Source organism: Sorangium sp. So ce367 (assembly GCF_051520455.1).
Classification (GTDB): Bacteria; Myxococcota_A; Polyangia; order Polyangiales; family Polyangiaceae; genus Sorangium; species Sorangium cellulosum_B.
Genome location: NZ_CP150334.1, coordinates 3,246,578 through 3,268,596 on the forward strand (window position 1 = coordinate 3,246,578; position 22,019 = coordinate 3,268,596).

The window sequence follows — 22,019 nt, forward strand, 5'->3', positions numbered from 1 at the left end:
CTCAGTCTCCGAGCAGGACGACGCTGATGGAGAGGTTCGCGTGCTGGTTCTTGCCCCGGGTGAAGCACCCCTGCTCGCCGAAGGTGAACCTGCCGAGGAACGGCGTCTCCCCGAGCGACGCGGCCACCCCCTGGACGACGCGATCGAGCTCGCCGCGCACGGCGAGCATGCACCCCGCGCAGAAGATCACGAGCGCGCCCTGCGCGCGGAAGGAGGGCGGCGCGGCCCCCAGCGCGGCGTCGACAACGGAGCGGACCCGGCCGATCACGCTCTCGCGCGATCCCTGCATGAGCACGAGCTCGTCGCCCTCGTGGATGTTGGCGCCGAGCGTCATGGAGTTGTCCTGCTGCACGGTGTCCGGGTGGATGAGCAAGAACTGGGGGACCTTGCCGATCCAGCCCGAGGGCCGCCCGAGGGGGTGGAGCGCCGTGTGCTCCAGGATCGTCCCGCCACCGAGCTGCGCGGAGATCAGGCCGCTGGTCCAGCGGTTGTAGACCTCGGCGGCCGGGAGCCCGTCGATCTCGGGCAGGCGCCTGCCCTCGGCGCGGGTCACGCGACAGCGGTGCTCGGTGGGGGCATAGCCGCTGCTGAACGCATAGGAGATCTCCCCGGACGGGTAGAGGGCGGTCAGCAGCACCGCGCCCTCGTGGGCCAGCCCGCGCTCCATCTGCGATTGCCTGCCGACGATGGAGTCCGCCGCGGTGGAGCCGCCGAACACGGGCACGTTGGGGCCCACGACGTCCTCGATGCCGAGCAGGACGTCCTCCTCCGCGCCGGTCTGCACGCTGAGCCAGAGCAGGGCCGGGAGCTCGCCCGAGCGCCCGGCGTCCTCGATCGCACGCGCCGCGGCGCGCGCGCCGGCGGCCCGCGGGGCGCCGCCGATCCGCTCGGCCGCGACGCCATAGGCGCCCTGCGCGTCGGCGACCCCGAGCAGGGCGAGGCCGGGGCCGGGGGCGCCATGAACGCCGGCAGCGGTCATGACCGACTGGCACGAGCTCGATCCGTGGACGCGAACCGACGGCGGCAGCGCCGCGGTGGCGCGCGCGAGCTCGTCGACGTCATAGGAGGCCGTGTAGCTCAGGAAGACGTGATCGGGCTCCGCGCCGAGGCCCGCGCGCAGCGCCGACATGGCCTCGGCGAACGCGGCGCTCGCCCCCGCAGCGGTCGACGACGACGTGGCGATCTTCATCCGCGCGGCCCTCCCGTGCCCGCGGTCCGTGCCGCCGGCGCCGGTGCGCTCCACAGGCCGTCTGTCGCGTTCATGACCTTTTCCTTCATCGGCGTTCTTTCCGCTTGCGAGGCGCCCGGTGATCCCCTGCGCCGGCGCTTATACACAAAACCGCACCACGCCGCCCCTGCGCTCAGCCGCCGATAAGGTGCCGCGCGTAGCCGTACACGTAGACCGTGATGATCGCCGCGGCAGCCACGTTGAGCAGGAAGCCTGTCCGGATCATCGCCGGGAGCCGCACGTACCCGCTGCCGAACACGATGGCGTTGGGCGGCGTGCCCGTCGGCAGCATGAAGTCGCAAGACGCGGCGATCGTGGCCGCGAACAGCACGCCGAGGTCCTGCGGGAGCACGTTGAGCGCCACGTTCACCGTGGCGGTGTTGGAGGCCAGCGCCGACAGGGCGATCGTGCCGGAGCTGGCGAGCCCGATCTGCGCGAGCAGCGGCGCCTCGGCGACGACCGCGAGCTTCGCGGCCATCCACGCCGAGAGCCCGCCGCCCTCGATGCCGGCCGCCATCGCGAAGCTGCCGCCGAGCAAGGCCAGCGTGCCCCAGGGCATCCTGCGCAGGGAGGCGAGCGAGAGGGCGCGCAAGGCGAGCAGGCCGAGCGCCGCCAGGACGGCCACGGTCGCCTCGTAGTGCTTGCCCTGCACCTTGAAGCCGCCCGCGGCGCCCGAGCCCAGCGCGGCGCCCAGGCCCTCGAGCGCGGCCTGGACACGCGGCGCGAGCGCGGCGCGCAGCGGATCGCCGAGGATCCAGAGCGCGCTCGCCGCCGCGAAGACGGCGGCGACGGTCTTCTCGCCGCGGCTCATCGGGCCCATGGCCGCGAGCTCGCGGTCGAGCGCGTCGCGCGCACGGCCGGGGCCGAGCCCGTCCCGCTTGCCGACGCGCCACAGGGCGAGCCAGAGCAGCGGGACGAAGAGGACAACGAACGGCAGGGCGATCGCCATGTACTGCAGAAAACCGAGATCGTGGCCCAGCTTGTCGGCGAGGAAGCCGCAGAAGATGGAGTTCGTCCCGGTGCCGATCTTCGTGCCGATCCCGCCGACGTTGGAGGCGTAGGCCACCGCCAGCATGATGGCCGTCCCGTAGTGCGTGAGCCTGCGCCCCCCGGCGGCCGACTCCAGCTGCGCGAGCAGGGCGAGCCCGATGGGGACCATCATCACAGCGGTCGCTGTGTTGGAGATCCAGAGCGAGATGGAGCTCGTCGCGACCAGCATGCCGAGCAGGAGGCGCTTCGGGTCCGTGCCGACGGCCCGCATGATGTGGAGCGCCACCCGGCGGTGAAGGCTCCACTGCTCCATGGCGGCCCCGATCGCCATGCCGCCGAGGAAGAGGAAGATGTACGCGTCGACGAACGGCGCGGCGGCGCGGACCGCGTCGCCCGCGAGCCCGCGGCCGAAGACGCCGAGCAACGGGAAGAGAACGAGCGGCAAGCAGGCGGTGAGCGCGACGGGGAGCACCTCGAAGAGCCACCACAGCGCCATCCACGCCGCGACCGCGGCCGCGTACGCAGGGCGGTGGCCGTAACCAGGCACGGCGTGGAGCCCGCTCGGGATGAGCGCGATCGCGAGGGCGACGGCCGGACCGGAGGCGACGCCGAGGCAGCGAAGCAGGCTGAGCCGCGCAGGCGGCGGGTGGCCTCGATGAGGAGCGCCCGTCGGCGCGGCGGCGTGATCAGGGGGGCCCTGCATGGCGACTCTATCGCACACGCGCCTCCTCGCCGGCAGGCCGCGCCCTGCGCGCGGCGGGCGCGGCGCGCGCGTGCTAGGCGTCAGCCGCTCCGCACGGCGCTCGCGCCGCCCGCAGGGCAGGAGAGCCGCCGTGTCCGATCCCCTCGTCGTCAACGATGCGCTGACCGCCCCGGCCGCGCTCCTCAGCTGGAGCGCCGTTCGCGCGTCGGGGCCCGGCGGTCAGAACGTCAACAAGGTCGCCTCCAAGGTGGAGCTGCGCTTCGACTTCGGCGCGTGGCCGGAGCTCGCCGACGACGCCAAGGCGAGGCTGCGCGTGCTGGCGCGCGGTCGGCTCGACGCCGAGGGGCGGCTGTTCATCGTGAGCCAGCTGACGCGCGACCAGCTGCGCAACCTGGACGACGCGCGCGAGAAGCTGCGCGCGCTGATCCTGCGCGCGCTCGAGGTGCCGGTGCAGCGAAGGCCGACGCGGCCGACGCGTGCGTCGAAGGCGCGGCGGCTCGACGAGAAGCGGCGCACGGGCGAGAAGAAGCACGTGCGCCGCAGCGGGGGCGATCACGAGTAACGGGGCGCGGGGGGGGAGGGCGTCCAGCGCGCGCCCGCGCCGCGGCGGCCCTCGCTCAGCGCTTGCGCCGGGAGCCGGCGACGACCTCGGCGGCGGTCGTCGCGGTCGCCGCGCGCTTGATCCATCGCCGTAGCTTGCCCAGATCCTCGCAGCCGGCGATCGCGCGGGCCACCTCGGCCGGCGTGGCGACCCCGCGCGACTCCAGCACCGTGAGGATGGCCTCCTGCGCCATCCTGATCTCGCCGCGCGCCTCGCCGCGCACCTCGCCGCGCGCCTCTCCCCGCGCCTCACCGCGCGCCTCGCCGCGCGCTTCACCACGCGCCTCGCCGCGCGCCTCACCGCGCGCTTCGCCGCGCGCCTCGCCCTCCGCGAGCGCCGCCTCGAGCGCGGGCACGCGCTTGTCGAGCAGCGCGCGCGCCACGGCGTCGTCCGAGGACGTGGCCTCGAGGAGCGCCTGGATCGGCAGCGGGCGCACGAGGCAGGGATCCTCGATGACCGCATCCTTGGGCAGCGGGCGCCAGCCGTCGGTCTCGCGCGACCACTCCATCACCCGGCGCTGCTTCACCAGGATGCAGAACACCCGCCGCACGCCGCGGGCGATCAGCAGGCGCGCCTTGGTGGTCGGAACGGCGAGGGCCTGCTTGTCGCTGACCTCGAACGCCAGCTCCTCCAGCCGCCGCCGGCCCGCGCGGTCGGGCTTCTGCGCGAAGACGCTGGCGTCGGCCGCGTAGTCGCTGCCGAGGTCGGTCCGGGTCAGCATGTCCACGGCGCCCCGGTAGCCCTCGGCGACGTGGGCGCCGAGGACGTAGGTCAGATCGAAATGCTGCGTCGCGTGCGGCGGATCGGCCGGGGCGGCGTAGACCTCGACGCCGTGGAGGTACTCCACCCGCGTCTCGGGCGGCGCCAGCCGGTCGTCCACGTGCGGGCGCGCCCTGCCGGCCGGAGGCGCGTGGACCGTGCGACCGGAGGCGCCGGCACCGGGAGCGCGGAGGACGTGATCGTGCCTGCGCATGAGCTCCATCCTAGCGCACCCAGCGACCGGCGGGCATCGCGGCGCCGGCGTCCGCGCGCCTCCACCGCGTGGTGAGGCTCAGGCGCTCGCTCTCAGACAGCCCAGCTCGTAAAGCCCCATCCACCCGACCTCCGGGTCGGTGCAGGCGCCCTCCCTGAGCTGCTCCACGAAGTCCTCGATCGGCTTCTCTACCACGTCGATGAACTCCGTCTCATCCAGCGCTTGCGCCCTGTCGCGCGCGCAGTCCACCGCCAGGAACGCGTGACGTTCGATGGTCGAGTAAGCGCACTCCAGCGGGCGGCCGAGCGGCACGAGCCGCCCGGCGACATACCCCGTCTCCTCGAGGAGCTCTCGCGCCGCCGCCTCCTCCGGGGCCTCGCCAGGCTCGACGCCGCCGCCTGGGAGCTCGTCGAGGATCCGATCGGGCCCCGGCCTGTACTGGCGCGCCAGGATCACCGTCTTCTCGCGCGAGATGGCGAGGACGCAGACGACTCGCCCCTCTTTCTTGAGCGAGAACGTGCGGACCTGCCCGTCCGGGAGCTCGAAGGTGACGTCCTCGATCCTCCGCCACGGCGAGTGCTGGACCACGCGCCGCTCCAATGCCTTCCACCGTACGACCGTCATGATCAACCACCTTGGAGCCGCGACCGCTCCGGCGCCGCCACGCGGAGGGGCGAGGCGCACGGACAGCCGCGCGGCGAGCACGGCTACCAGGCGCGACAGCCGACATCAAGAGGGCGCATCGGAGGGCGCTCATCGCGCGAGTCCGTCCGGGCTTCTGCCGCTCTCGCCGCTCTCGCTCAGGCGGGGGCCGGCCGGGCGCTCATGGGAACGGCCTCCCTCGCGACGGCGAAGTGCCGCCGGATGAAGTCGTTCGCGAACATGCCGATCGGGTCGAGCTCCCTCCGGACATCGGCGAAGTCGACGTACCGAGGATATGCCCTCTCCGCGTACTCTCGGTTCGTGAAATTGATCTTCCCCCAGTGCGGCCGGCCTTGATGGCGCTCGATCATGAAGGTCTCGATCTCGGCGAAGATGGCCTTCCAATCTTCCGCCTCGGAAGGGAAGTGCGCGAAGGTCAGGAACACCGAGTCGCGACCGTGGGCGGGGCTCATCCACGCCGTCTCCCTGGTGACCGTCCGCGCCAGGATGTACCCGTTGATCTTGAACGTCCTCCGCTCCATGAGCTCGAACAGCGAGGTGACCGCCGGTCCCAGGCCCTCGATCGGGATCGCGATCTCGGACTCGATGTGGCCAGCGACGACCTTGAAGCGAGGATCGTGAGCGAAGAGCAGGAGATCGTACGATTTCCCGACCTGGTAGGAGCTCGTGCTCACCGCGGCCAGCGCCGCCGTCAGAAAGCGCGGCTTCAGGTCGATCGGGACCCGCCGCGCGGCGTTCATCAAGACGCTCAACGTGAGCCTGTCGCCCACGGCGAGGAGCGGGTTGCGCAGCCTGTCCCAGAGGGACGGCGCTGACAGCTCCTCCCTCTTCGCGGCGTAGATGTGCTGCCTGCCGTACGGAAAGAAGAACACCTTGTTCATCGCGTACGGGTCGGAGAGCGAGAGAAAGTGGGCGGCGTTCGCGATCGCCGCCTCGGTCTCGAAGACCTTCTGGTGCTTCAGCACGTTGAACGACTCGCGGACCGCGAGCGTCGCCTCGACGACGATCCCCAGGCAGCCAAGGTTGGTCCTGACCGCATCGAGGTACTGTGCGTTGCGCGCGCTGGATATCTCGATGACCTTGCCAGACGACAGCAAGAGCTTCGCGGAGAGCACGGCGCTGGAGAACGAGCCGGTGCTTCCGGAGCCGTGGGTCGCGGTCGCGATGACACCTCCGACGTGCTGCGCGTCGACCTCTCCCAGGTTGACGAGCGCGAGGCCGGCGGCGTCGAGGTGATCGATGAGGTCCGCGACGCGCATCCCTGCCTGGACGGTGACGGTCTTGTTCTTCCGATCGAGCCCGATGAGCTCGTTGATGCGCGCGAGGCTGACCATCCATTCGTCCGTGCACACGATGTCGGACCAGGAATGTCCGGCGCCGACGATCCGGATCTTCTTGGACCTGGCCCTCGCGCTGTCGACGATCGCCACGAGCTCGTCGATCGACCCGGGCTCATGGAAGCTCTCGGGTTTGCACTGATGGTTGGCTCCCCAGTTTCGCCACGTTCCATCCGGACGAAGCGCATTGGACGTGGCGAAGAACCTCCTGATGCCCTGTGTGATCGCGCTCGGAAGCTGGACGTTCCCGAGACGTTTCCGGTTTGCTTCCACGAATCTCAGCTGCATGAGACCTCCGCGAGACGCCCTCGGGCTCACACACCCGCAAATAGTTGAGCGGCGAGTGGCCGGCCAGCGAGAACCTCGGGCACAGCGGGAGATCGAGATGAGCTATGTCCCGGACGCTGTTCGCGCAGCGCATGGCAGGTGGATCGGAGCCGGGCGCCCGCGGCGTCGAGCCGCCGCGGACCTGCTGCTCGGCCAGGCGGCGCGCTCGGTCAAGACATTGGCGTCGCCGGTCAAGGACGGGACGCGCGCTCGGCACCATCCTCTCTGGCATGACCTACCTCATCCCGAGCCAAGAACAGGCGCACGCGGGTCTGCGTGCCATCAAGGTCGTCCTTACCTCGGCTGGCCCGCTCGACGGGTCGCGGCGCGACGCGATCGCCGCGGTGCAGCGGCACCTACTCCGCACCGACGTCGACATCGACGCGCTCGCCCCGATAGCGCCCGAGGAGCTCGCGCGCGCCGTCGAGCACCCTGCTCTGCGCGAGCAGCTCATCAACGGTCTCTGCGCCATGACCCTGTGCGGCGAGCGCGTCGACGAGCGCGAGCTGCTCGAGGTCGAGCGCTTCGCCGCGGCGCTCGGGGCGCGGCCGGACGCGGTCCGCCAGCTCCACCACCTGTACGAGCGGCGGCTGCTCCTCCTGCGCATCGACATCAGCCGGAGCTCGCTGCTCGGCAAGAACGTGCGGCGCATGCTCGATGAGGGCGGCCTGTATGGGCTCGCCAGGAACGTCGCGAGCTTCGCGGGCATCCTGGAGAACGAGCCAGTCGCCGCGCGCTACCGCTCGCTCGAGGCGTACAGAGAGGGCACCCTCGGCAAGGCGCTCTTCACCTTCTATCGAGAGAACGGCTTCTCGTTCCCCGGCGAGAAGCGCGGCGTGCCCGAGGGCGTGCTCACGCACGACCTGAGCCACATCCTCGCCGGTTACGGCACGGATCTGCGCGGAGAGGCGATGACGATCGCCTTTCAGGCGGGGTATCGCCGCGAGAACCCGTTCGGCATCCTCGTGTTCCTGCTGGTGCAGCTCCAGCAGGGCGTCCAGCTCACCGTGCTGGCGCCGTCGCAGCAGGGGATGCTCGCGACGCCCGGGCTCGCCGACGAGCTCGTGCGATCGTTCGTTCGCGGAACGAAGATGAGCGTCGACCTGATGGACGACTGGGACTTCTGGTCCGACATGGCGGTGGATCTCGACGAGCTGCGCCGTCGCTATGGCGTCGTCCCCTGGGAGGCCGCGGCCTGATCCGGGTCCTCCGCCGGAGCAGCCGAGAGGTGAAGAGGGCTCGCCGCCGCGCGGGGAGGCGCGCGGCGAGCCTGGGGCGCGCGCGTCACCCGCCGAAGCCGCCCGCGACCGTCTTCGAGAACGACGCGCCGCCCTGGCTGGCGCGCACCGCCGACTGGGAGAACAGCGCGAACGCCTTGCGGATGTCCGCCGCGTCGCTCTTCGGCGTCAGGATCCAGCGGTCCTCGATCCCCATGTCGCGATAGACGGCGCGGAAATCGGTGTTCCCGTCGTCGATGCCGATCGCCGCCACGATGTGGGCCTCGGCCCGCCGCATGTCACGGACGAGGGCGCACACGTCCCTGGCCTTGGCCCACGTCGAGCCCGCGTCGGCGCCGTCCGAGATGATCAGCGTGACGGTGCGCGCCGGGACGCCGCTCAGCGCGAACTCCTGCGCCTTCGCGATCACCGTTCCGAGCAAGACCACCGTCTGATCGTAGAGGGGCGTGCCGAGCATGGGATCGTAGTTCTTCGTGTCCATCTTCACGGCCTGGGCGATCGGGCAGTATGGATACAGCACCGCCCCGTTCAGGTAACGGTTGTGCGCCAGGATCGAGTCGCGCTGCCTCGAGTCGGAGAGGGCGCCAACGACCAGGTTGTGCCCGTCCCTCACCGACGGGGCGTTGCCGGCGAATTTGATGGATCCCGAGTCGTCGGGCATCACCGTGACGAGCACGACCTCCGACGACGCGACGTCGTCCACCTGCACGCCGAAGCCGGCCTGGATCTGCGCGCCCAGGTCGGTGATGTGCAGCGCCTGCATCGCCTCGGGCGAGAGCGCGCCGTCGTCCCGCGCCGCCTCGAAGAGCTGCTCGATGTCGAGCGAGCCATCGCGGCTCGTCCCGTTGTTGTTCTCCTTGTTCTTGCTCATCGGATCCTCCAAGGTCATGCGCCCAGGCACGGAATCGGGTCGGTGCTCTTCACGAGGTTCATCCCGGCGGCGGCGAAGCGGGCGAGCGCCTTGTCCGCCTCGGCGGTGAAATCGACGGCGAAGCCCCCCTTGCCGTCGGGCACGGTGACCGGCGACATGCAGTCGGTCATCACGTAGATCTTCTTGGCGAGCGCGCGGTCGGTGAGCGCGATCTCCGTCAAGATGTCCTCGATCGAGCTGCGGACGCAGTGGCTCGCGGCCTGGCCGGCGATGATCACGGCGTCGGCGTGGAGCAGCGTCCTCAGGAAGCCCGTGCTCCGCTGCGCGAGCGGCTGGCCGTCGTGCCGCGTCAGCACCTCGGGCTGCATCACCGAGTAGTTCTCGGTGAGCGGGTTGCCGCCCTTGACCTCGACCCACGACTGCACCCCGCGCGCGAACGCGTGGAACATTCGCGCCTCGTGCACGACGCCCGCGAGCGCGTGGCCGTCGCTCCCGAGGATGCAGTGCGGCGGCCACAGGTAGAGCTTGTATTTCCCGGCCTTCTCGAGCTCCTCGCAGTAATACCGGACCTGCTTCATGAGCCACGGGTAGCTCCCGCCGCAGAGCCACTTCGCCACCGCCGGGTTCGGCCGCACCTCCCCCGCGTCGATCTGCGCCGTCGTGATCTCGCGGTGCGCGGTCAGCGGGCGGTCCTCGCGATCCACCCAGAAGGCCGGGAAGAAGATCTGGTAAGCGAAGTGGGTGTCCATCGTGACCGTGACGTTCGTGATCGACGCGAGGTTCCTGTAGATGAACTCGGCGATGCGGCGGCTGTCGTCGACCGCGCCCGTGGCGCTCCTGCCGGCGACGTAGAGCGAGCCCTGCGGGAAGCAGAAGTCCTTCTGCACGTCGATGAGCAGGAGGTGGACGTTCTGCGCGTCCGCGGCCGACGGCTTCACGCCATGCGCCTTCCGCCACGCGGCGGCGGCGCCGTGCAGCGCCTCTTCATTGGGGTGAAAGCCCCACCGCTCGGCGTTTTTGGCGTCATAGAAGGCGGGCAGGGGGAGCTCTGTCGATTTCATGGTCTCTCTCTCTCCTCTCGATCGGCCCGCGAGCGCGGGCCGTCAGCTCAGCGTGGATTCACGAGATACGAAGCAAGGTGATCGCCTGTGCGTCGACGACGAACAGGCCCTCTGGGCCGACGAGCAGCCGGGAAGCCTGGGTGACGAACGGCTCGGTGCCGGGGAACTGCCGCGTCTCCACGAGCGCGCCCCCGCGGACCTCGACGCGGACGACGCCGCTGTCGGTCGCCGAGAGCAGGAACCCGGAAGCCGCGCACTTGCCGGTCAGCGCGCCGAGCCACGAGCCGCCTTCCCCGTCGCCGTCGGCGACCGCCTCGACCGCGCCGTCCTCGCGCACGACGACGCACCGGTGCACGGTCCGGCCGGCTTGCTCGGCGGCGAGGAACAGCCATGCGCGCCCGGCGCGGGGGCGCCCGCGGCCGTCGTTCGGACGCCCGCGGCCGTCGTTCGACGACGAGCTCGGGCCGGCGTCGAAGACGCAGGTCGCCGCGGTGAGCTTGCCGCCCGGGAAAGGCAGCTTGACCGTGTCCTTGAGGCCGGGCCGATCGGCGTCGAAGACGAACGCTATCGAGACGTTCCCGGCGCGGTAGAAGCCGAGCCCGAAGGTGGGACCCACCCAGAACAGCGTTTGTCCGGCGAGCACCTCGCCCATCGGCACGGCGTCCGCCTCGCCCGAGAGTGCGGCGGCGCCCGGCTTCCCGCTGCGCAGGAGCTGCCCGCCGCGCGTCCAGTAGCGGGCGCGCGCGTTGACGTCGAAGATGGGCCTCGTCCCGACGCAGTCCACCTGGATCCGCTCGGGCGCGGCCCCCGGCGAGAGCACCACGAGATCGCCGCCCCGGCCGATCAACGTGGCTTTGCCGTGCACCGCGAAGCGCGTCGCGGGGTGCGGCGCGCCGGACATCACGACGGACCGGTCCTCGCGCAGGAAGCGGCCGCCCTCGTTCACGAGATACGAGAGCCCGCCCGGGCCGAGGGCCGCGGCCAGGATCACCCCGCGCGTGCTCAGGATCCGCGTCGCCAGCACCTCGCCGTGGACGACCGTCGACTCCTTCACGACGGCCGGCGCTGCGCCCGCGCAGGCCTGGCAGGCAGGGCGCGCGTGCTCGACGCCGCACGAAGGGCACCTCGTCCAGGCGAGCGCGTCGAGCAGCCGGCGCGGGAACACGCCGCGCCGGTCCTCGACGAAGACGCGGTAGAGCGCGTCCAGGAGATCGTCCGGCAGGACGCGGTACGGGATGGCCGGCTTCGGATACCGCACCTCGCGGTCGAACACCGTGATGCGGCGGAGCGGCCTCGCGCTCTCGGGCACCCGCGCCGACGCGGACCGCGGCCGGAAGACGCCGCCATAAGGCCCCACGCAGAGCAGGCTCTGCATGACCATCACGGCGAACGCGTACCAGTCGGAGTCCTGCGAATACGGCCTCGACAGGAGCGGCCGGGGGAGCGAAGGGTCGCAGAGCAGCGGATCCACGAAGCGCTCGGTGAACACCTGGCAGAGGTACGGGCCGAACTGGAAGCTGTCGGCGTCGATGACGAACACCTCGCCGCCGGCGACGAGCACGTTGAGATCGTTGAAGTCGCCGATCACGACGCCCCGGTCGTGGATCGCCGCGACCGCCCTGTGGAGCCGCGCGAGCACCTCGGAGACCGCGGCCGACGAGAGCCCGCCGTGGCGCATCGACGGCTCGCCGTAGCGCAGGAGCGGCTCGGCGCCGCGCACGAGGCGCATGGCGTAGCCCACGACGCGCTTCCTGGTTTTATCGGTCGCGAGCTCGAGGGGCGCGATCACCTGATCGGGCAGCGCCGGCGGGAACGCGCGCAGCTTGTCCTGGTGGCGCTCGATGCGCACCTCGGCGGCGCGCTGCTCGGCGTCCTGCCCGGCGTAATCCGGGTGATCGGGCGTCTTCCAGACCTTGAGCGCGCGGCCGTCGCCGAGGTCGAACACGTCCGCCTCCCCGCCTTTGCCGATCGAGGCCCGAGGGTCGAGCCGAACCCGCTTTGAACCAAGATAAACGTCCACAGTCGCCTCCTCAGGACGCAATCGAGCGCAATTGAGCGCAATTGAGCGCAGACGCCCTGTCGTTTCCCTCCGCGACTCCTGCGATCCCGCGCAGGGCCGCGCCTCAATCGCGGGCGCCCTGCGCCCTCCGCACGACGACCACCGTCGTGTCGTCTCGGAGCAGCCCGCCCTCGCGCTCCATCCGCTCTTCCTTCCACACGGGCCGCGTCACCGATCGGTTGATGAGCGCGAGCCGCCGCCTCACCGCGTCGGGGTTCCGGAAATACCGGTCGTCCTCCCAGAACCTCGACAGCGGGCCGACCTCGCCGCCCCCCGGGATCTGCCGTGACGACGACTCCAGCAGATCGATCGCGCCGTCGGTCCCGAGCAGGGCAGTCCGGAGCGCGCTCGACGGGAAGGCGCGGTGCACGGTGAAGCGCGGCGCCTCGCCGCCGGGCGGCCGATCGAGCAGGCCATACGCGAGGTACGGGGGCTCGTCCCTCGGGAAGGGGCCGAGCCGCAGGAGCTCGTCGCCGAGCGCGATGAGCCCGTCGCCGAGGGAGAACGCGCACGCCCTGTCGCCGGAGATCGCGAGGCCGACCACGGTGAAGAGGAAGAAGGTCGACACGACCTCGGTGAAGCTGCCGCCCATCCCGGCGGCCACGTCGCGGAGCGGCGCGAGCGCCCCGCGCCGCACCTCTTCCCACGTCGCGGGCGAATCGATGTCTCCGCCGCGCCGGAGCGCGCCGAGCACCTGCTCGGTCACGATCCGCGCCCCGAGCGCCGCGCCCACCTCGCTGCGCGCGCCGCTGCCGCAGCCGTCGCAGACCACCGCGACGAGAGCGCCGCCCTCGGCCCGGAAGGCACAGGCGTCCTGGTTGGGCCGCCCCGCGACGAGGTGATCGGTCCCGGTCACCGTCCCTCCGGCGACCTCGAAGGCCGAGCCCCCTCCCATGTCAGCCAAGAAAGCGACGTCGCGAAGCATGGAGTTCCCTTCTGCGCCCGGCGAGGGCGCGCTGCGGCCGGACCCGGGCAGACGGAGGCCGGGCGCGCGGTCCTCCCGGCGCCGGAGCTCCACCGTCCGCTCGGCGGTCAACGCCGACCGTCAGCGCCCGCGCCCGGCGAGCACCCGATCGTTCGTGTATCTTACACACCAAGCTTAGTGTTCATCGTACACGTTGTCAACCCGGGCGCCGGCGTTCCGGCCGCGCTTCCTCGAGGCGTTCGAGCGCGTCGCTGACGCGCGCGCGGGCACCCCGCGTCAGATCTCGAAGCTGAAGCCGTCCTTCTCGAGCCGCTCGTACTTCCGGCGGTCGAACCGGTAGAGCCGCGCCGCGCGGTGCGCGACGTCCTGCTCCACCTCGTCGAGCTCCACGAGCAGCCCGGTGCCGAGCGCCTTCTTTCGGAAATTGCGCTTGTCGAGCGGGCGCTCGAGGATCGCCTCGTAGAGGCGCTGGAGCTGCGACAGCGTGAACTTCGGCGGCAGGAGCTCGAACCCGATCGGCCGGTATCGCACCTTGCCCTTGAGCCGCTCCAGCGCGACCGGGAGGATCTCGTCGTGATCGAAGGCGAGCGCCGGGGTGTCGTCCACCGCGAACCACGCCGCCTCGCGCGCGTCGGTCGCGGCCTTGACCCGGTGATCCCGGAGCTTCACGAGCGCGTAGTACGCCACCGAGACCACGCGCTCGCGCGGGTCCCGCCCGAGGGCGCCGAACGTGTAGAGCTGCTCCAGGAACACCCCCGAGAGCCCCGTCTCCTCCGCGAGCTCCCGCCGCGCGGCGTCGTCGAGCGCCTCGTCGACGCGCACGAACCCGCCCGGGAGCGCCCACCTGCCGCGGAACGGCTCGAGCTCCCGCCGGATGAGGAGGACCTTGAGGTCCTCCTCGTCGAGGCCGAACACGACACAATCCACCGTCAGCGCCGGCCGCGGGTGCTCGTAGGAGACGGACATTCAACCCTCCGTGTAATTTGCACACGAATCTTGGTGTCGATCGGACACCATGTCAACCAGCGCCGCGGAGCTCGGCTCCTCGGCGCGGGGGAAACGTCATCGACCGACCGACAGCCCCTCGACGGCCAGCGCGCGTGCGCGGTAGAAGGCTCCCATGAAGGGGGACGCGGAGTCGGGCACGGTGGGAGCGAAGACGCGGGAGGAGCTCGAGGCGGAGCTCCGTGAGGCGCGGCTGCTCCTCCGCGCGATCCTCGACCACATTCCGATCACCGTGTGCCGGTACGACCGTGAGGGCGTCTTCACGTTTCACGACGGCAAGGGGCTCGAGGCCGTCGGCGCGAAGCCGGGTCAGTTCCTGGGAGCGAACGTGCTTGAGCTCTTCGCGAACGACCAGGCGACCCTGGAGACGAACCGGCAGGCGCTCGCGGGCAAAGGCGCATACAACATCTACGAGGCGTACGGCGCCTCCTGGGAGACATGGCACATTCCCGTGCGCGACGGCAGCGGGGAGCCCGACGGCATGATCACCCTCAGCCTGGACGGCTCCGCGGCGAAGCGGCGTGAGCAGGAGCTCCAGGCGAAGATCGAGCTCATCGAGACGCAGCAGGAGGTCATCCGCGATCTCTCGACGCCCATCATCGAGGTCTGGGACAAGGTGCTGACCCTCCCCATGGTGGGCGTCGTGGACAGCCTGAGGATCTCCGAGGCGATGGACAACCTGCTCTCGGCGATCGTGAACAAGGACGCGCGGTACGCGATCCTCGATCTCACCGGCGTCGACGCTGTCGACACGCGGACGGCCGGGTACCTCATCGAGATGATCAAGGCCATCCGGCTCCTCGGCGCGGAGGGGATCATCACGGGGATCCGGGCGAACGTGGCGCAGACGATGATCGCGCTCGGACTCGACCTCTCCGGCGTCACGACCGTCGGCAACCTCCGCGCCGGACTCAAGCTCTGCATGCGGCGCATGGCCGCGGCGGGCGAGGGGGGCGAGCGCGCCGAGGCGGCCAGCGCGCCGGCGAAATAGCGGCTTCCGGCAGGCGCGCGATGCGCGGGCGCGCTCCCGCACGCGCCGGGCGGCGGCGGCTCAGCGATGGATCACGACGCGCGTGGACGGGTCGTCGCGCGTGGCCTGGACCGCGTACCACTCATCGGGCACGGCGGGCTCGGTCCAGTGGAAGAGCCATTTCGCGTCGACCGGCGAGAGGTTCACGCACCCGCCGCTCTGCCCTTCGCCCCAGCGGTCGTGCCAGTAGGCCGCGTGGAGGAGGTACTTGCTGAAGAAGTGCTGGCTCCACGGCACCTCCGCCTCGATCCAGTCGTCCGCGTCGACGTGGGGCGTGATGAGCGTCTTCGTCACCCATTTGCGGCCGATGCTGTACTGGCCGAGCGGGGTCGTGGAAGGCGGCACGAACGGCTCGACCTTCTCCGGCTCCTCGGCCCCGTTGCGCCCAGCCGAGATCAGCGTCGCGAACACGGGGCGGTCGTCCTCGTACGCGATGAGCCAGCCGTCGAGGGCGGCGATCTCGACCCACGTGTTCCTGGGCCCGTCCGCCGGCGCCGAGGGAGGCTCCCCGCCGAGCCGGATCGGGCGGCCCCACGGGTTCCGCGCCCTCCGCGGCTGGACGACCACCGCGTCGCGCTCGAGCACCCAGTGCCCGTCGTCCCGGGTCTCGAGATACGTCAGCTCGCCGACCCGCTTCGATCGGCCCGTCAGCCCGACCCGGGCGAGGCGCTCCCACACGGCGTCCGTCTTCGCGGGCGGGCCTCCCTCCGTGAGGCGGTACTTCGGGCGCGCCTTGCGGCGAAAGAAGGCCATCGGCAGGCGCGCCTCGGCGCCGAGGTGCACCCCCTCGAAGGTGGCGGGCTCGTACGGCTTGACCTTGTCCTTCGGTATGAACGTCAGATCCGACGCCCAGAGCCATGTCGCCCCGCCGGCCTCGACCTCCTCGGTCCAGGCGACCGACGAGCGCGGGCGGACCTGCATGTGCCGCAGATCGTGGAGCCCTTCGGGCCACGCCGGCGCGTCGATGCCGTCCACGCGGAGGAGGCGCTTGAGGCCGAGCGACTCGCCGTAGCGGTACGGGAGCGGCCGATCGGCGAGCGGGGCATGGGGGATCAGCGCCTGGCGCACGGGATCGGCGGTGTCCAGGGTGGCGCGCTCGCCGTCGACGCACACGTAGCCGCGCGGCTCCACGGCGTAGAACGCCGGGCAGCCGCCGGCGCCGCGGATGGGCTCGAGGCTCTTCAGGCGGACCGAGCCGCCGATCGAGAGCATGCCGATCCACTGGGCCTTGGGACGCGGCGCGGACCGGATCCACACCTCGCGGCCCCTGGAGTACACGCGCGCGGATCGCGCCCGCGCCGCCTCCACCTCCGGGACCGGCGCGGCCGGGGCCGAGGCGGCCAGCGCCTCCGGCGGCGGCTCCGGCGCGCTGGCGCGCGCGGCGGGCGCGCTGGAGGGCGAGGGCTCCGCGACCGCCACGCCCGCGCTCCCGGCCGCGTCTGCGCGCGAGCCGGCGTCTTGCCGCGATGGCGTGCACCCGAGCCAGAGGGCGCCGAGGGCAGCGAACCACGAGCGGCCAGACATAGGCACGTGACCCTAGCACGTCGAGCCCGGCCGGCGGAACGACGTGCCAGTCTGGACGAAGGCGCTCGCGCCGCGAACGGAGCGGAGGTCGCCGCTCGTGCGGCGATCTGCGGCGATCGCGCCTCGGCGCCAGGATTTCGATCGCCGCGGGTGTCACGCTCGCCCCGCTCGCGCCTAGAGCCGAGGAAGGCCGGCGAGGACAGCCGGTCAGAGAAGACAAGGAGAGATCCCATGCGTCGTTGGCTCAAGGTGACCCTGATCGCGGCCGTCCTCGGAATCCCGGCGGTGGCCTATGCTGGGACGCAGCTCACGGGCGGCTGTCCGTGCGCCGATTGCCCGTGTCCGGACTGCCCCTGCGGCTGAGCACCCAGCGCCCTTGGAACCGCGCGCGCGATCGCTGCTCAACGCGTCGATGAGACGCCTCGCCGACGGCGATCGCTCGGCGTTCGAGCCTGTCTACGCCGCCCTCTGGCCGGCGATCGGCGCGTTCTGCCGCCGCATGCTCGGGGGCGGCGCGGACGCGGAGGACGCGTCCCAGCAGGCGCTGCTCAAGGTGTTCGACCGCGCCAGCTCGTTCGATCCCGACGGGGACGCGCTGACCTGGGCGCTCGCCATCGCGACGTGGGAGTGCCGCACGACGCGGCGGCGGCGTTCCCGGTCGAGGGAGGCGCCGGACGAGCATGTCCCGTCGATGGCGGCCGACGTGCCCACGCCGGAGGAAGCCGCGATCGCCCGGGATCTGGACGACGCGGCGCGCGAGGTGCTCGGCGCGCTGGCCGAGGCGGATCGCGAGACGCTGAGGGCGACCCTGCTGGAGGTCGATCGCGATCCGTCGGTGTCGAGCGCGGCGCTGCGCAAGCGCCGCGAGCGCGCGTTTGCGCGCCTGCGGGAGGCGTGGAGGAGGATCTATGGAACGTGAGGCGCTTGCGGGCCTGAGCCTGAAGGAGAGGGCCTATCGCGCGTACGAGCGGGGGAGGGCGAGGAGGGCCGCCTGGGCAGCGGCGCCGACGATCGCCGTGGCGCTCGTGGCGACGCTGATGAGCGACCGCCCGGCCACCACCGCGATCCTCGGCGCGGCGCTCTACGTCGCGGCGGCGCTGCTCTCGTGGCGCGGGCAGCAGCTCGGGCGAGGCGTGCTTCCCGGCGTCGCGGCGGGGCTCGTGCCCTTCGCAGCGGCGCACGCGGCGCGCATTTACGGTCACCTGTGCACCCCGGAAGGGTGCGTATCCATCTGCGTCCCTGCCTGCCTGGCGGGCGGGGTCGCCGCCGGCGTGCTGCTCTCGCGGGTGCTGCGCCGGTCGGAGCGGCTCGGGGCGTCCTGGGCCTCGGCGTGCGGCGTCGCCGCCCTGACGGGCGCGCTCGGCTGCGCCTGCGTCGGCTTCGGCGGCGTGGTCGCCCTCGCGGCGGGGCTGCTCACCGGCACCGCCCCCCTCGCCCTCCGCCCCGCCCGCTAGAGCGACGGTCACCCGCTTCGGATACGGGCCCACCTCGGCGTTTTCGGTGCTCAGCGCACCGGAGTGCGCCTCCGCGCCGAAAACGCCGATCTGGGCCCGTCTCCTGTGCGGGTGACCGCCGCTCTGCTGGCGTTCTGCTGGGTGCAGAGGGGGCGGAAAGCGCTGTAGGCTCTGCGCATGGCGGAAGCCGCTCGCAAGCGAATCGCGCTGGCCCTCATCATCGTGGCGGTCGTCCCTGTCGGCCTGATCACCCGGTTCCACGGCGGTCCGGTCTGGTTGCGGAACAGCGCTGGCGCGGTGCTCTATGAGGTCGTGTGGATCGCCGCGGCGCAGATCGTGTGGATCTCCGCGCGCACGCACCGGCTGGCGCTCGCGGTCTTCGCCGCGACGTGTGGGATCGAGCTGCTCCAGCTGAGCCAGGCGCCGTGGCTGTGGGCCGCGCGCAGCACCACCCCGGGGCGGCTCCTGCTCGGCGCGAACGGCGGCTTCGATCCCGCGGACTTCGCGCTGTATGGCCTCGGTTGCGTGCTGGGTTATGGGCTGTGCCGGCCGCTCCGGGCCTCCGCCTGACGCCTGCGCCGCGCCGGGCGCGTGCGCCGGTTGCCGCGCGTGCCGCGAGAGGCCAGGCTGGCGATCGCGAACTCCAGGAACCAGGAGACGATGGCCATGTCCGAGGCTCACCACACCGGCGGCTGTTTGTGCGGCGCGATCCGCTACCGTGCGCGCGGCGCGCCGGTGAGCGTCAACATCTGCTACTGCAGCCAGTGCCGGCGCCAGTCCGGCGCGCCCATGCCGGCGTTTGCCACCTATCCCGACGAGCAGTTCGAGCTGCTCTCCGGCTCGCCTGCGGCGTATCGGTCGTCCAGCTTCGCTGTCCGCCAGTTCTGCTCGACCTGCGGCTCGTCGCTCTTCTGGCGCCGCGATGGCGCGCGGGAGCTCGATATCTTCCTCGGCACCATCGACCGCCCGGGCGACCTGCCGCCGCCGTCCTTCCAGCTCTGGACGGCGCACCGCGTGCCGTGGCTGCCCGCGATCCCGGGGGCCACCGAGCACCGCGCCGACAAGACCACCGTCTAGGCGAGCGCCTCGATCGCGTTGATCGAGAGTGAAGTGAGACGCCAAGGACAGAGCGAGTTCGATTCTCGCTCGACTCAGCACTTCGTGGGCGCAGGCAGGCTCGCGCCCGTGGGCTCCCGTCGCGGGCTCGCCCGCCCCACGGCGGCGGCGGCGATGGCGGCGAGCGCCCCGACGATGGCGAAGGCATAAAAGCCCCACGGGTACGCCACCCCGGCGTCCAGCAGCGTGCCACCGACGATCGGACCGCAGATGGCGCCAAGTCGCCCGACGCCGGCCGTCCAGCCAAGCCCGGTCGCCCTGCTGCCGTCCAGGTAGACGCGCCCAACATAGGCGTACACCAGGGCCTGCGCGCTGAAGACGAAGCAGCCGGCGAGCAGCACGGCCCCATAGACGCCGGCGCCGGGGAGCCGGACGCTGAGCAGCGCAAGGAACACCGCGGCGGCGCTGAACCAGCCGATGACGGACGGGCGCACGCCGAGCCAGTCCGCCACGTGGCCAGCGAGCACCAGGCCGATCACCGCGCCCACATTGAGCGTCAGCAGCATGCTCAACGCCGCGCCGAGCTCGTATCCAGCCTGCCGCATCATCGCCGGCAGCCACGTGTTGAGGCCGTAGATGAGCAGCAGGCCCATGAACGAGGTCACCCAGAACGCCAGTGTCGGGCGCATCAGGCCGGGCCGGAACAGCGAGGCGACCGGGCCCAGAACGTGGCGCAGCGACCGGCGCGGCCGCGCCACCTCGAGGAACGATCCGGATTCCGGCAGGTAGCGGAGCATGAGCGGGATCACGACCAGCGCGGGCGCCGCGCCGATGACGAACATCGCGCGCCACCCCAGCGGCCTGATGACGACGATGCCGAGCAGCGCCGTCAACACCGCGCCGACGTGGTACCCGGTCATGATCGTGGTCGTCGCGCTGCCGCGTTTGCCGGCGCGCGCGTGCTCGGTCACCAGCGCGATCGCCGTCGGCAGGCAGCCGCCCAGCCCGAGGCCGGCGAGGAAGCGGAAGAGCCCGAACACGAACGCGGACGGCGCGAACGCGCACAGGAGCGTGAAGAGGGAGAACTCGAGGACGGCCAGGAGCAGCGCCTTGCGCCTGCCGATGACGTCGGTGACGGTGCCAATGGTCATCGCGCCGATCGCCATTCCGATGAGACCGACCGTCGACAGCATCGCCGCGCCGTCCGGGTCGAGGTCCCACACCTCGAGCTGGAGCAGCACCGGCAGCACCGTGCCGAGCACCACGAGATCGAATCCGTCCAGCAGAACGGCCGCCCAGCAGAGCGGGACGACCCAGCGACCGCCGCCCGGCACGCCAGTCACTTCACCGATAGACATGGTTTCCTCCGCTGCCTCATCGCCCCTTCAGCGCGCTCTCGGCGCCGCATGGCGGATGTGACGGGAGGTACAACGTGGCGGGGAGACGCTTCTGGGTCGATCAAAATGAACATCGACGACATCGAGTCACACCGATGGCTCCCGCGTCCCCGTCCTGACCGGACGTGGACGACGGCGCCGGGGACTCAGCCTGGAACGGCCGCGCGGGCGCCCCCCAGCGTCAACGAGGCCATCGACCAGGGCGCCACGGGGATCGGGGCGGCGGCGTCGGCGCCGCCCCTGCAGGCAGCGTTCTCCTCAGGGGCCTTCGCCGGCGTCGCCTCCGCCGGCGGCCTCCTTCGCTTCGTCCTCGGCGATCTTCGCGCGCACCTCGTCCATGTCGAGCGAGCGCACCTTCTCGATCACCTGATCGAGCGCCGAAGCGGGCAGCGAGCCCGCCTCCGCGAACAGGAGGACCTTCTCGCGAAAGATGAAGAGCGTCGGGATGGAGCGGATGTTGAAGGCCTGCGCCAGGTCCTTCTGGTCGTCCGTGTTGATCTTCCCGAACACGATGTCCGCGTGCTTCTCGGAGGCCTTCTCGAAGACGGGCCCGAAGACACGGCAGGGGCCGCACCAGGGCGCCCACCAGTCGACGAGGACGATGCCGTTCGACTCGACCGTCTTCTCGAAATTCTCCGCGCTGAGCTCGATGGTACTCATCGGCGGAGCATACCCCCGAGACCCGCCCGTGTCGCCGAGCGAGCGGCCAGGCGCCGCCGGCGCTCAGGGCGCGTTGCAGACCATGATGTGCTCGATCGCCTCGACGAGGAGCTGCTCGACGCGCTCGGGCCCGACGTCGGCGGCGCGGGCGAACCGCTCCAGATCGAACGGCGTGGGGTTGACCTCGAGGTAAGCGAGGATCTGGAGCGGGTGGCCGGCCCAGCGGATCACGCAGAAGCCGACCACGTTGCGGCTCGCCCTGGCCTCGCGCAGGCCGAGGGCGAGCTCGACGCTCGGCGTGTCGTGCCCCTCGTCGAGCACGATGCGCGGCGCGTGCCCCGCCTTGCGGAGCTCGGCGGCGAACTCCTCCATCGGAGGGCGGAGCAGGCGCTCGCGCAGGTCGTCGAACTCGCGGAGGAAATCGGCCTCCGCGGGGGCGCGCGCCTCCTCGAGGCGCCGCGCGTAGCGGGCGGCGAGGCGCTCGATGCGGAGCCGGTTGTGCTCTTTCAAGGGCCGCCTACGGGGCGAGAAGGAGCACCTTGAGCTGGCTCGGGACGATGCTGACCCCGGGCGCGTTGACGGCGTTCTGCATCGTGACGCTCGTCATCCGCGTGGCCGGCGCGCCGCCGACGAGCACGGTGAAGGCCGCCGTCACGTGCCGCGAGGGGCCCATCACCGTGTGCGAGACGACGCCCGTCTCCAGGCCGGCGTTGTCGCCGTTCGTCAGCGGCACCTGGGTCGTCATGTTGTGCGCCGGCGTGCACATGAACAGGACGTTGTAGACCGCCGGCACCCCCATGGGCTGCGCCGCCAGGTTGGGGTAGGGCACCGGCAGGTGCGCCGGCGGCGTGAGGCACACGTCGGGTCCGCCCAGGGCCATGCCTCCCATCTGCGTGTTCGCGAACATCTGTGCCTCC

The 22,019-nt window shown here is 71.6% G+C and carries 23 protein-coding genes; 8 read left to right on the forward strand and 15 right to left on the reverse strand.

Annotated features, from left to right (window positions below):
• Nucleotide 1: 1 nt before the first annotated feature.
• Together WME97_RS12605 and WME97_RS12610 are read right to left on the reverse strand one after the other, a co-directional pair.
• Nucleotides 2-1,189, reverse strand: coding sequence for an FIST signal transduction protein (locus tag WME97_RS12605; protein ID WP_437552149.1), 1,188 nt, complete (start codon nt 1,187-1,189; stop codon nt 2-4).
• A 172-nt stretch (nt 1,190-1,361) separates the two neighbouring features.
• The gene (locus WME97_RS12610) at nt 1,362-2,921 is read right to left on the reverse strand and encodes an SLC13 family permease (RefSeq protein WP_437552150.1); all 1,560 of its coding nucleotides are present in this window, start codon (nt 2,919-2,921) and stop codon (nt 1,362-1,364) included.
• 130 nt (nt 2,922-3,051) lie between these two features.
• Between WME97_RS12610 and arfB the strand changes: the two genes are divergently transcribed.
• Nucleotides 3,052-3,483 (forward strand): alternative ribosome rescue aminoacyl-tRNA hydrolase ArfB, encoded by a 432-nt coding sequence (arfB, locus tag WME97_RS12615; RefSeq protein ID WP_437552151.1) that lies wholly within the window; start codon nt 3,052-3,054, stop codon nt 3,481-3,483.
• Nucleotides 3,484-3,538: 55 nt separating this feature from the next.
• On the opposite strand, the gene WME97_RS12620 is transcribed toward arfB, so the two are convergent.
• The 3 genes from WME97_RS12620 to WME97_RS12630 all read right to left on the reverse strand — a co-directional run bounded on the left by WME97_RS12620 (nt 3,539) and on the right by WME97_RS12630 (nt 6,783).
• The gene (locus WME97_RS12620) at nt 3,539-4,495 is read right to left on the reverse strand and encodes a Uma2 family endonuclease (RefSeq protein ID WP_437552152.1); all 957 of its coding nucleotides are present in this window, start codon (nt 4,493-4,495) and stop codon (nt 3,539-3,541) included.
• A 78-nt stretch (nt 4,496-4,573) separates the two neighbouring features.
• Nucleotides 4,574-5,119, reverse strand: coding sequence for an NUDIX hydrolase (locus WME97_RS12625; RefSeq protein ID WP_437552153.1), 546 nt, complete (start codon nt 5,117-5,119; stop codon nt 4,574-4,576).
• A gap of 176 nt (nt 5,120-5,295) precedes the next feature.
• Nucleotides 5,296-6,783 carry a D-arabinono-1,4-lactone oxidase gene (locus WME97_RS12630; RefSeq protein ID WP_437552154.1) on the reverse strand — a complete coding sequence of 496 codons (1,488 nt, stop codon included), beginning with the start codon at nt 6,781-6,783 and terminating at the stop codon, nt 5,296-5,298.
• Between the two features lie 269 nt (nt 6,784-7,052).
• On the opposite strand from WME97_RS12630, the gene WME97_RS12635 reads away from it, so the two are divergent.
• On the forward strand, nt 7,053-8,021 hold the full coding sequence (locus WME97_RS12635) for a hypothetical protein (protein WP_437552155.1): 969 nt from the start codon (nt 7,053-7,055) through the stop codon (nt 8,019-8,021).
• A gap of 85 nt (nt 8,022-8,106) precedes the next feature.
• Here the strand turns inward: WME97_RS12635 and WME97_RS12640 are convergent, their stop codons facing one another.
• From WME97_RS12640 to WME97_RS12660, 5 genes are all read right to left on the reverse strand, one after another.
• On the reverse strand, nt 8,107-8,931 hold the full coding sequence (locus WME97_RS12640) for a hypothetical protein (RefSeq protein ID WP_437552156.1): 825 nt from the start codon (nt 8,929-8,931) through the stop codon (nt 8,107-8,109).
• Between the two features lie 14 nt (nt 8,932-8,945).
• On the reverse strand, nt 8,946-9,992 hold the full coding sequence (locus tag WME97_RS12645; RefSeq protein ID WP_437552157.1) for a nicotinamidase: 1,047 nt from the start codon (nt 9,990-9,992) through the stop codon (nt 8,946-8,948).
• A 58-nt stretch (nt 9,993-10,050) separates the two neighbouring features.
• Nucleotides 10,051-12,012, reverse strand: coding sequence for a hypothetical protein (locus WME97_RS12650; RefSeq protein WP_437552158.1), 1,962 nt, complete (start codon nt 12,010-12,012; stop codon nt 10,051-10,053).
• Between the two features lie 103 nt (nt 12,013-12,115).
• The gene (locus WME97_RS12655; RefSeq protein ID WP_437552159.1) at nt 12,116-12,976 is read right to left on the reverse strand and encodes a protein phosphatase 2C domain-containing protein; all 861 of its coding nucleotides are present in this window, start codon (nt 12,974-12,976) and stop codon (nt 12,116-12,118) included.
• A 276-nt stretch (nt 12,977-13,252) separates the two neighbouring features.
• Entirely contained in the window at nt 13,253-13,942 is a 690-nt protein-coding gene (locus WME97_RS12660) for an NUDIX hydrolase (RefSeq protein ID WP_437552160.1), read from the reverse strand.
• Nucleotides 13,943-14,096: 154 nt separating this feature from the next.
• Here WME97_RS12660 and WME97_RS12665 point away from each other — a divergent pair, with 154 nt between their 5' ends.
• Nucleotides 14,097-14,972: an STAS domain-containing protein gene (locus WME97_RS12665; RefSeq protein ID WP_437552161.1), complete on the forward strand. Its 876-nt coding sequence runs from the start codon at nt 14,097-14,099 to the stop codon at nt 14,970-14,972.
• Between the two features lie 60 nt (nt 14,973-15,032).
• On the opposite strand, the gene WME97_RS12670 is transcribed toward WME97_RS12665, so the two are convergent.
• Complete coding sequence (locus tag WME97_RS12670; RefSeq protein ID WP_437552162.1) at nt 15,033-16,535, reverse strand: L,D-transpeptidase; 1,503 nt, start codon at nt 16,533-16,535, stop codon at nt 15,033-15,035.
• 231 nt (nt 16,536-16,766) lie between these two features.
• Between WME97_RS12670 and WME97_RS12675 the strand changes: the two genes are divergently transcribed.
• The 5 genes from WME97_RS12675 (at nt 16,767) to WME97_RS12695 (ending at nt 19,066) form a co-directional block, all read left to right on the forward strand.
• Nucleotides 16,767-16,898 carry a hypothetical protein gene (locus WME97_RS12675; RefSeq protein WP_269454239.1) on the forward strand — a complete coding sequence of 44 codons (132 nt, stop codon included), beginning with the start codon at nt 16,767-16,769 and terminating at the stop codon, nt 16,896-16,898.
• A 49-nt stretch (nt 16,899-16,947) separates the two neighbouring features.
• Nucleotides 16,948-17,454: an RNA polymerase sigma factor gene (locus tag WME97_RS12680; protein WP_437552163.1), complete on the forward strand. Its 507-nt coding sequence runs from the start codon at nt 16,948-16,950 to the stop codon at nt 17,452-17,454.
• On the forward strand, nt 17,444-17,989 hold the full coding sequence (locus tag WME97_RS12685) for a hypothetical protein (RefSeq protein WP_437552164.1): 546 nt from the start codon (nt 17,444-17,446) through the stop codon (nt 17,987-17,989). Before WME97_RS12680 ends, WME97_RS12685 begins: the two co-directional genes overlap by 11 nt.
• A 177-nt stretch (nt 17,990-18,166) precedes the next feature.
• A complete protein-coding gene (locus tag WME97_RS12690) occupies nt 18,167-18,559 on the forward strand; it encodes a DUF2809 domain-containing protein (RefSeq protein ID WP_437552165.1) in 393 nt (130 codons plus the stop codon).
• Between the two features lie 96 nt (nt 18,560-18,655).
• On the forward strand, nt 18,656-19,066 hold the full coding sequence (locus tag WME97_RS12695; RefSeq protein ID WP_437552166.1) for a GFA family protein: 411 nt from the start codon (nt 18,656-18,658) through the stop codon (nt 19,064-19,066).
• 74 nt (nt 19,067-19,140) lie between these two features.
• Here WME97_RS12695 and WME97_RS12700 read toward each other — a convergent pair whose 3' ends face one another.
• The 4 genes from WME97_RS12700 to WME97_RS12715 form a co-directional block, all read right to left on the reverse strand.
• A complete protein-coding gene (locus WME97_RS12700; protein ID WP_437552167.1) occupies nt 19,141-20,403 on the reverse strand; it encodes an MFS transporter in 1,263 nt (420 codons plus the stop codon).
• Nucleotides 20,404-20,700: 297 nt separating this feature from the next.
• Nucleotides 20,701-21,102, reverse strand: coding sequence for a thioredoxin (trxA, locus tag WME97_RS12705; protein ID WP_437552168.1), 402 nt, complete (start codon nt 21,100-21,102; stop codon nt 20,701-20,703).
• 63 nt (nt 21,103-21,165) lie between these two features.
• Nucleotides 21,166-21,612, reverse strand: coding sequence for a hypothetical protein (locus WME97_RS12710; RefSeq protein ID WP_437552169.1), 447 nt, complete (start codon nt 21,610-21,612; stop codon nt 21,166-21,168).
• Nucleotides 21,613-21,619: 7 nt separating this feature from the next.
• Nucleotides 21,620-22,009 carry a DUF4150 domain-containing protein gene (locus WME97_RS12715; RefSeq protein ID WP_437552170.1) on the reverse strand — a complete coding sequence of 130 codons (390 nt, stop codon included), beginning with the start codon at nt 22,007-22,009 and terminating at the stop codon, nt 21,620-21,622.
• Nucleotides 22,010-22,019: the final 10 nt, after the last annotated feature.

Coding starts and splice junctions, on each gene's coding strand:
- WME97_RS12605 (WP_437552149.1), bottom strand. CDS start 1,189: ATGAAGATCGCCACGTCGTCGTCGACCGCTGCGGGGGCGAGCGCCGCG.
- WME97_RS12610 (WP_437552150.1), bottom strand. CDS start 2,921: ATGCAGGGCCCCCCTGATCACGCCGCCGCGCCGACGGGCGCTCCTCAT.
- WME97_RS12620 (WP_437552152.1), bottom strand. CDS start 4,495: ATGCGCAGGCACGATCACGTCCTCCGCGCTCCCGGTGCCGGCGCCTCC.
- WME97_RS12625 (WP_437552153.1), bottom strand. CDS start 5,119: ATGACGGTCGTACGGTGGAAGGCATTGGAGCGGCGCGTGGTCCAGCAC.
- WME97_RS12630 (WP_437552154.1), bottom strand. CDS start 6,783: ATGCAGCTGAGATTCGTGGAAGCAAACCGGAAACGTCTCGGGAACGTC.
- WME97_RS12635 (WP_437552155.1), top strand. CDS start 7,053: ATGACCTACCTCATCCCGAGCCAAGAACAGGCGCACGCGGGTCTGCGT.
- WME97_RS12640 (WP_437552156.1), bottom strand. CDS start 8,931: ATGAGCAAGAACAAGGAGAACAACAACGGGACGAGCCGCGATGGCTCG.
- WME97_RS12645 (WP_437552157.1), bottom strand. CDS start 9,992: ATGAAATCGACAGAGCTCCCCCTGCCCGCCTTCTATGACGCCAAAAAC.
- WME97_RS12655 (WP_437552159.1), bottom strand. CDS start 12,976: ATGCTTCGCGACGTCGCTTTCTTGGCTGACATGGGAGGGGGCTCGGCC.
- WME97_RS12660 (WP_437552160.1), bottom strand. CDS start 13,942: ATGTCCGTCTCCTACGAGCACCCGCGGCCGGCGCTGACGGTGGATTGT.
- WME97_RS12665 (WP_437552161.1), top strand. CDS start 14,097: ATGAAGGGGGACGCGGAGTCGGGCACGGTGGGAGCGAAGACGCGGGAG.
- WME97_RS12670 (WP_437552162.1), bottom strand. CDS start 16,535: ATGTCTGGCCGCTCGTGGTTCGCTGCCCTCGGCGCCCTCTGGCTCGGG.
- WME97_RS12675 (WP_269454239.1), top strand. CDS start 16,767: ATGCGTCGTTGGCTCAAGGTGACCCTGATCGCGGCCGTCCTCGGAATC.
- WME97_RS12680 (WP_437552163.1), top strand. CDS start 16,948: ATGAGACGCCTCGCCGACGGCGATCGCTCGGCGTTCGAGCCTGTCTAC.
- WME97_RS12685 (WP_437552164.1), top strand. CDS start 17,444: ATGGAACGTGAGGCGCTTGCGGGCCTGAGCCTGAAGGAGAGGGCCTAT.
- WME97_RS12690 (WP_437552165.1), top strand. CDS start 18,167: ATGGCGGAAGCCGCTCGCAAGCGAATCGCGCTGGCCCTCATCATCGTG.
- WME97_RS12695 (WP_437552166.1), top strand. CDS start 18,656: ATGTCCGAGGCTCACCACACCGGCGGCTGTTTGTGCGGCGCGATCCGC.
- WME97_RS12700 (WP_437552167.1), bottom strand. CDS start 20,403: ATGTCTATCGGTGAAGTGACTGGCGTGCCGGGCGGCGGTCGCTGGGTC.
- trxA (WP_437552168.1), bottom strand. CDS start 21,102: ATGAGTACCATCGAGCTCAGCGCGGAGAATTTCGAGAAGACGGTCGAG.
- WME97_RS12715 (WP_437552170.1), bottom strand. CDS start 22,009: ATGTTCGCGAACACGCAGATGGGAGGCATGGCCCTGGGCGGACCCGAC.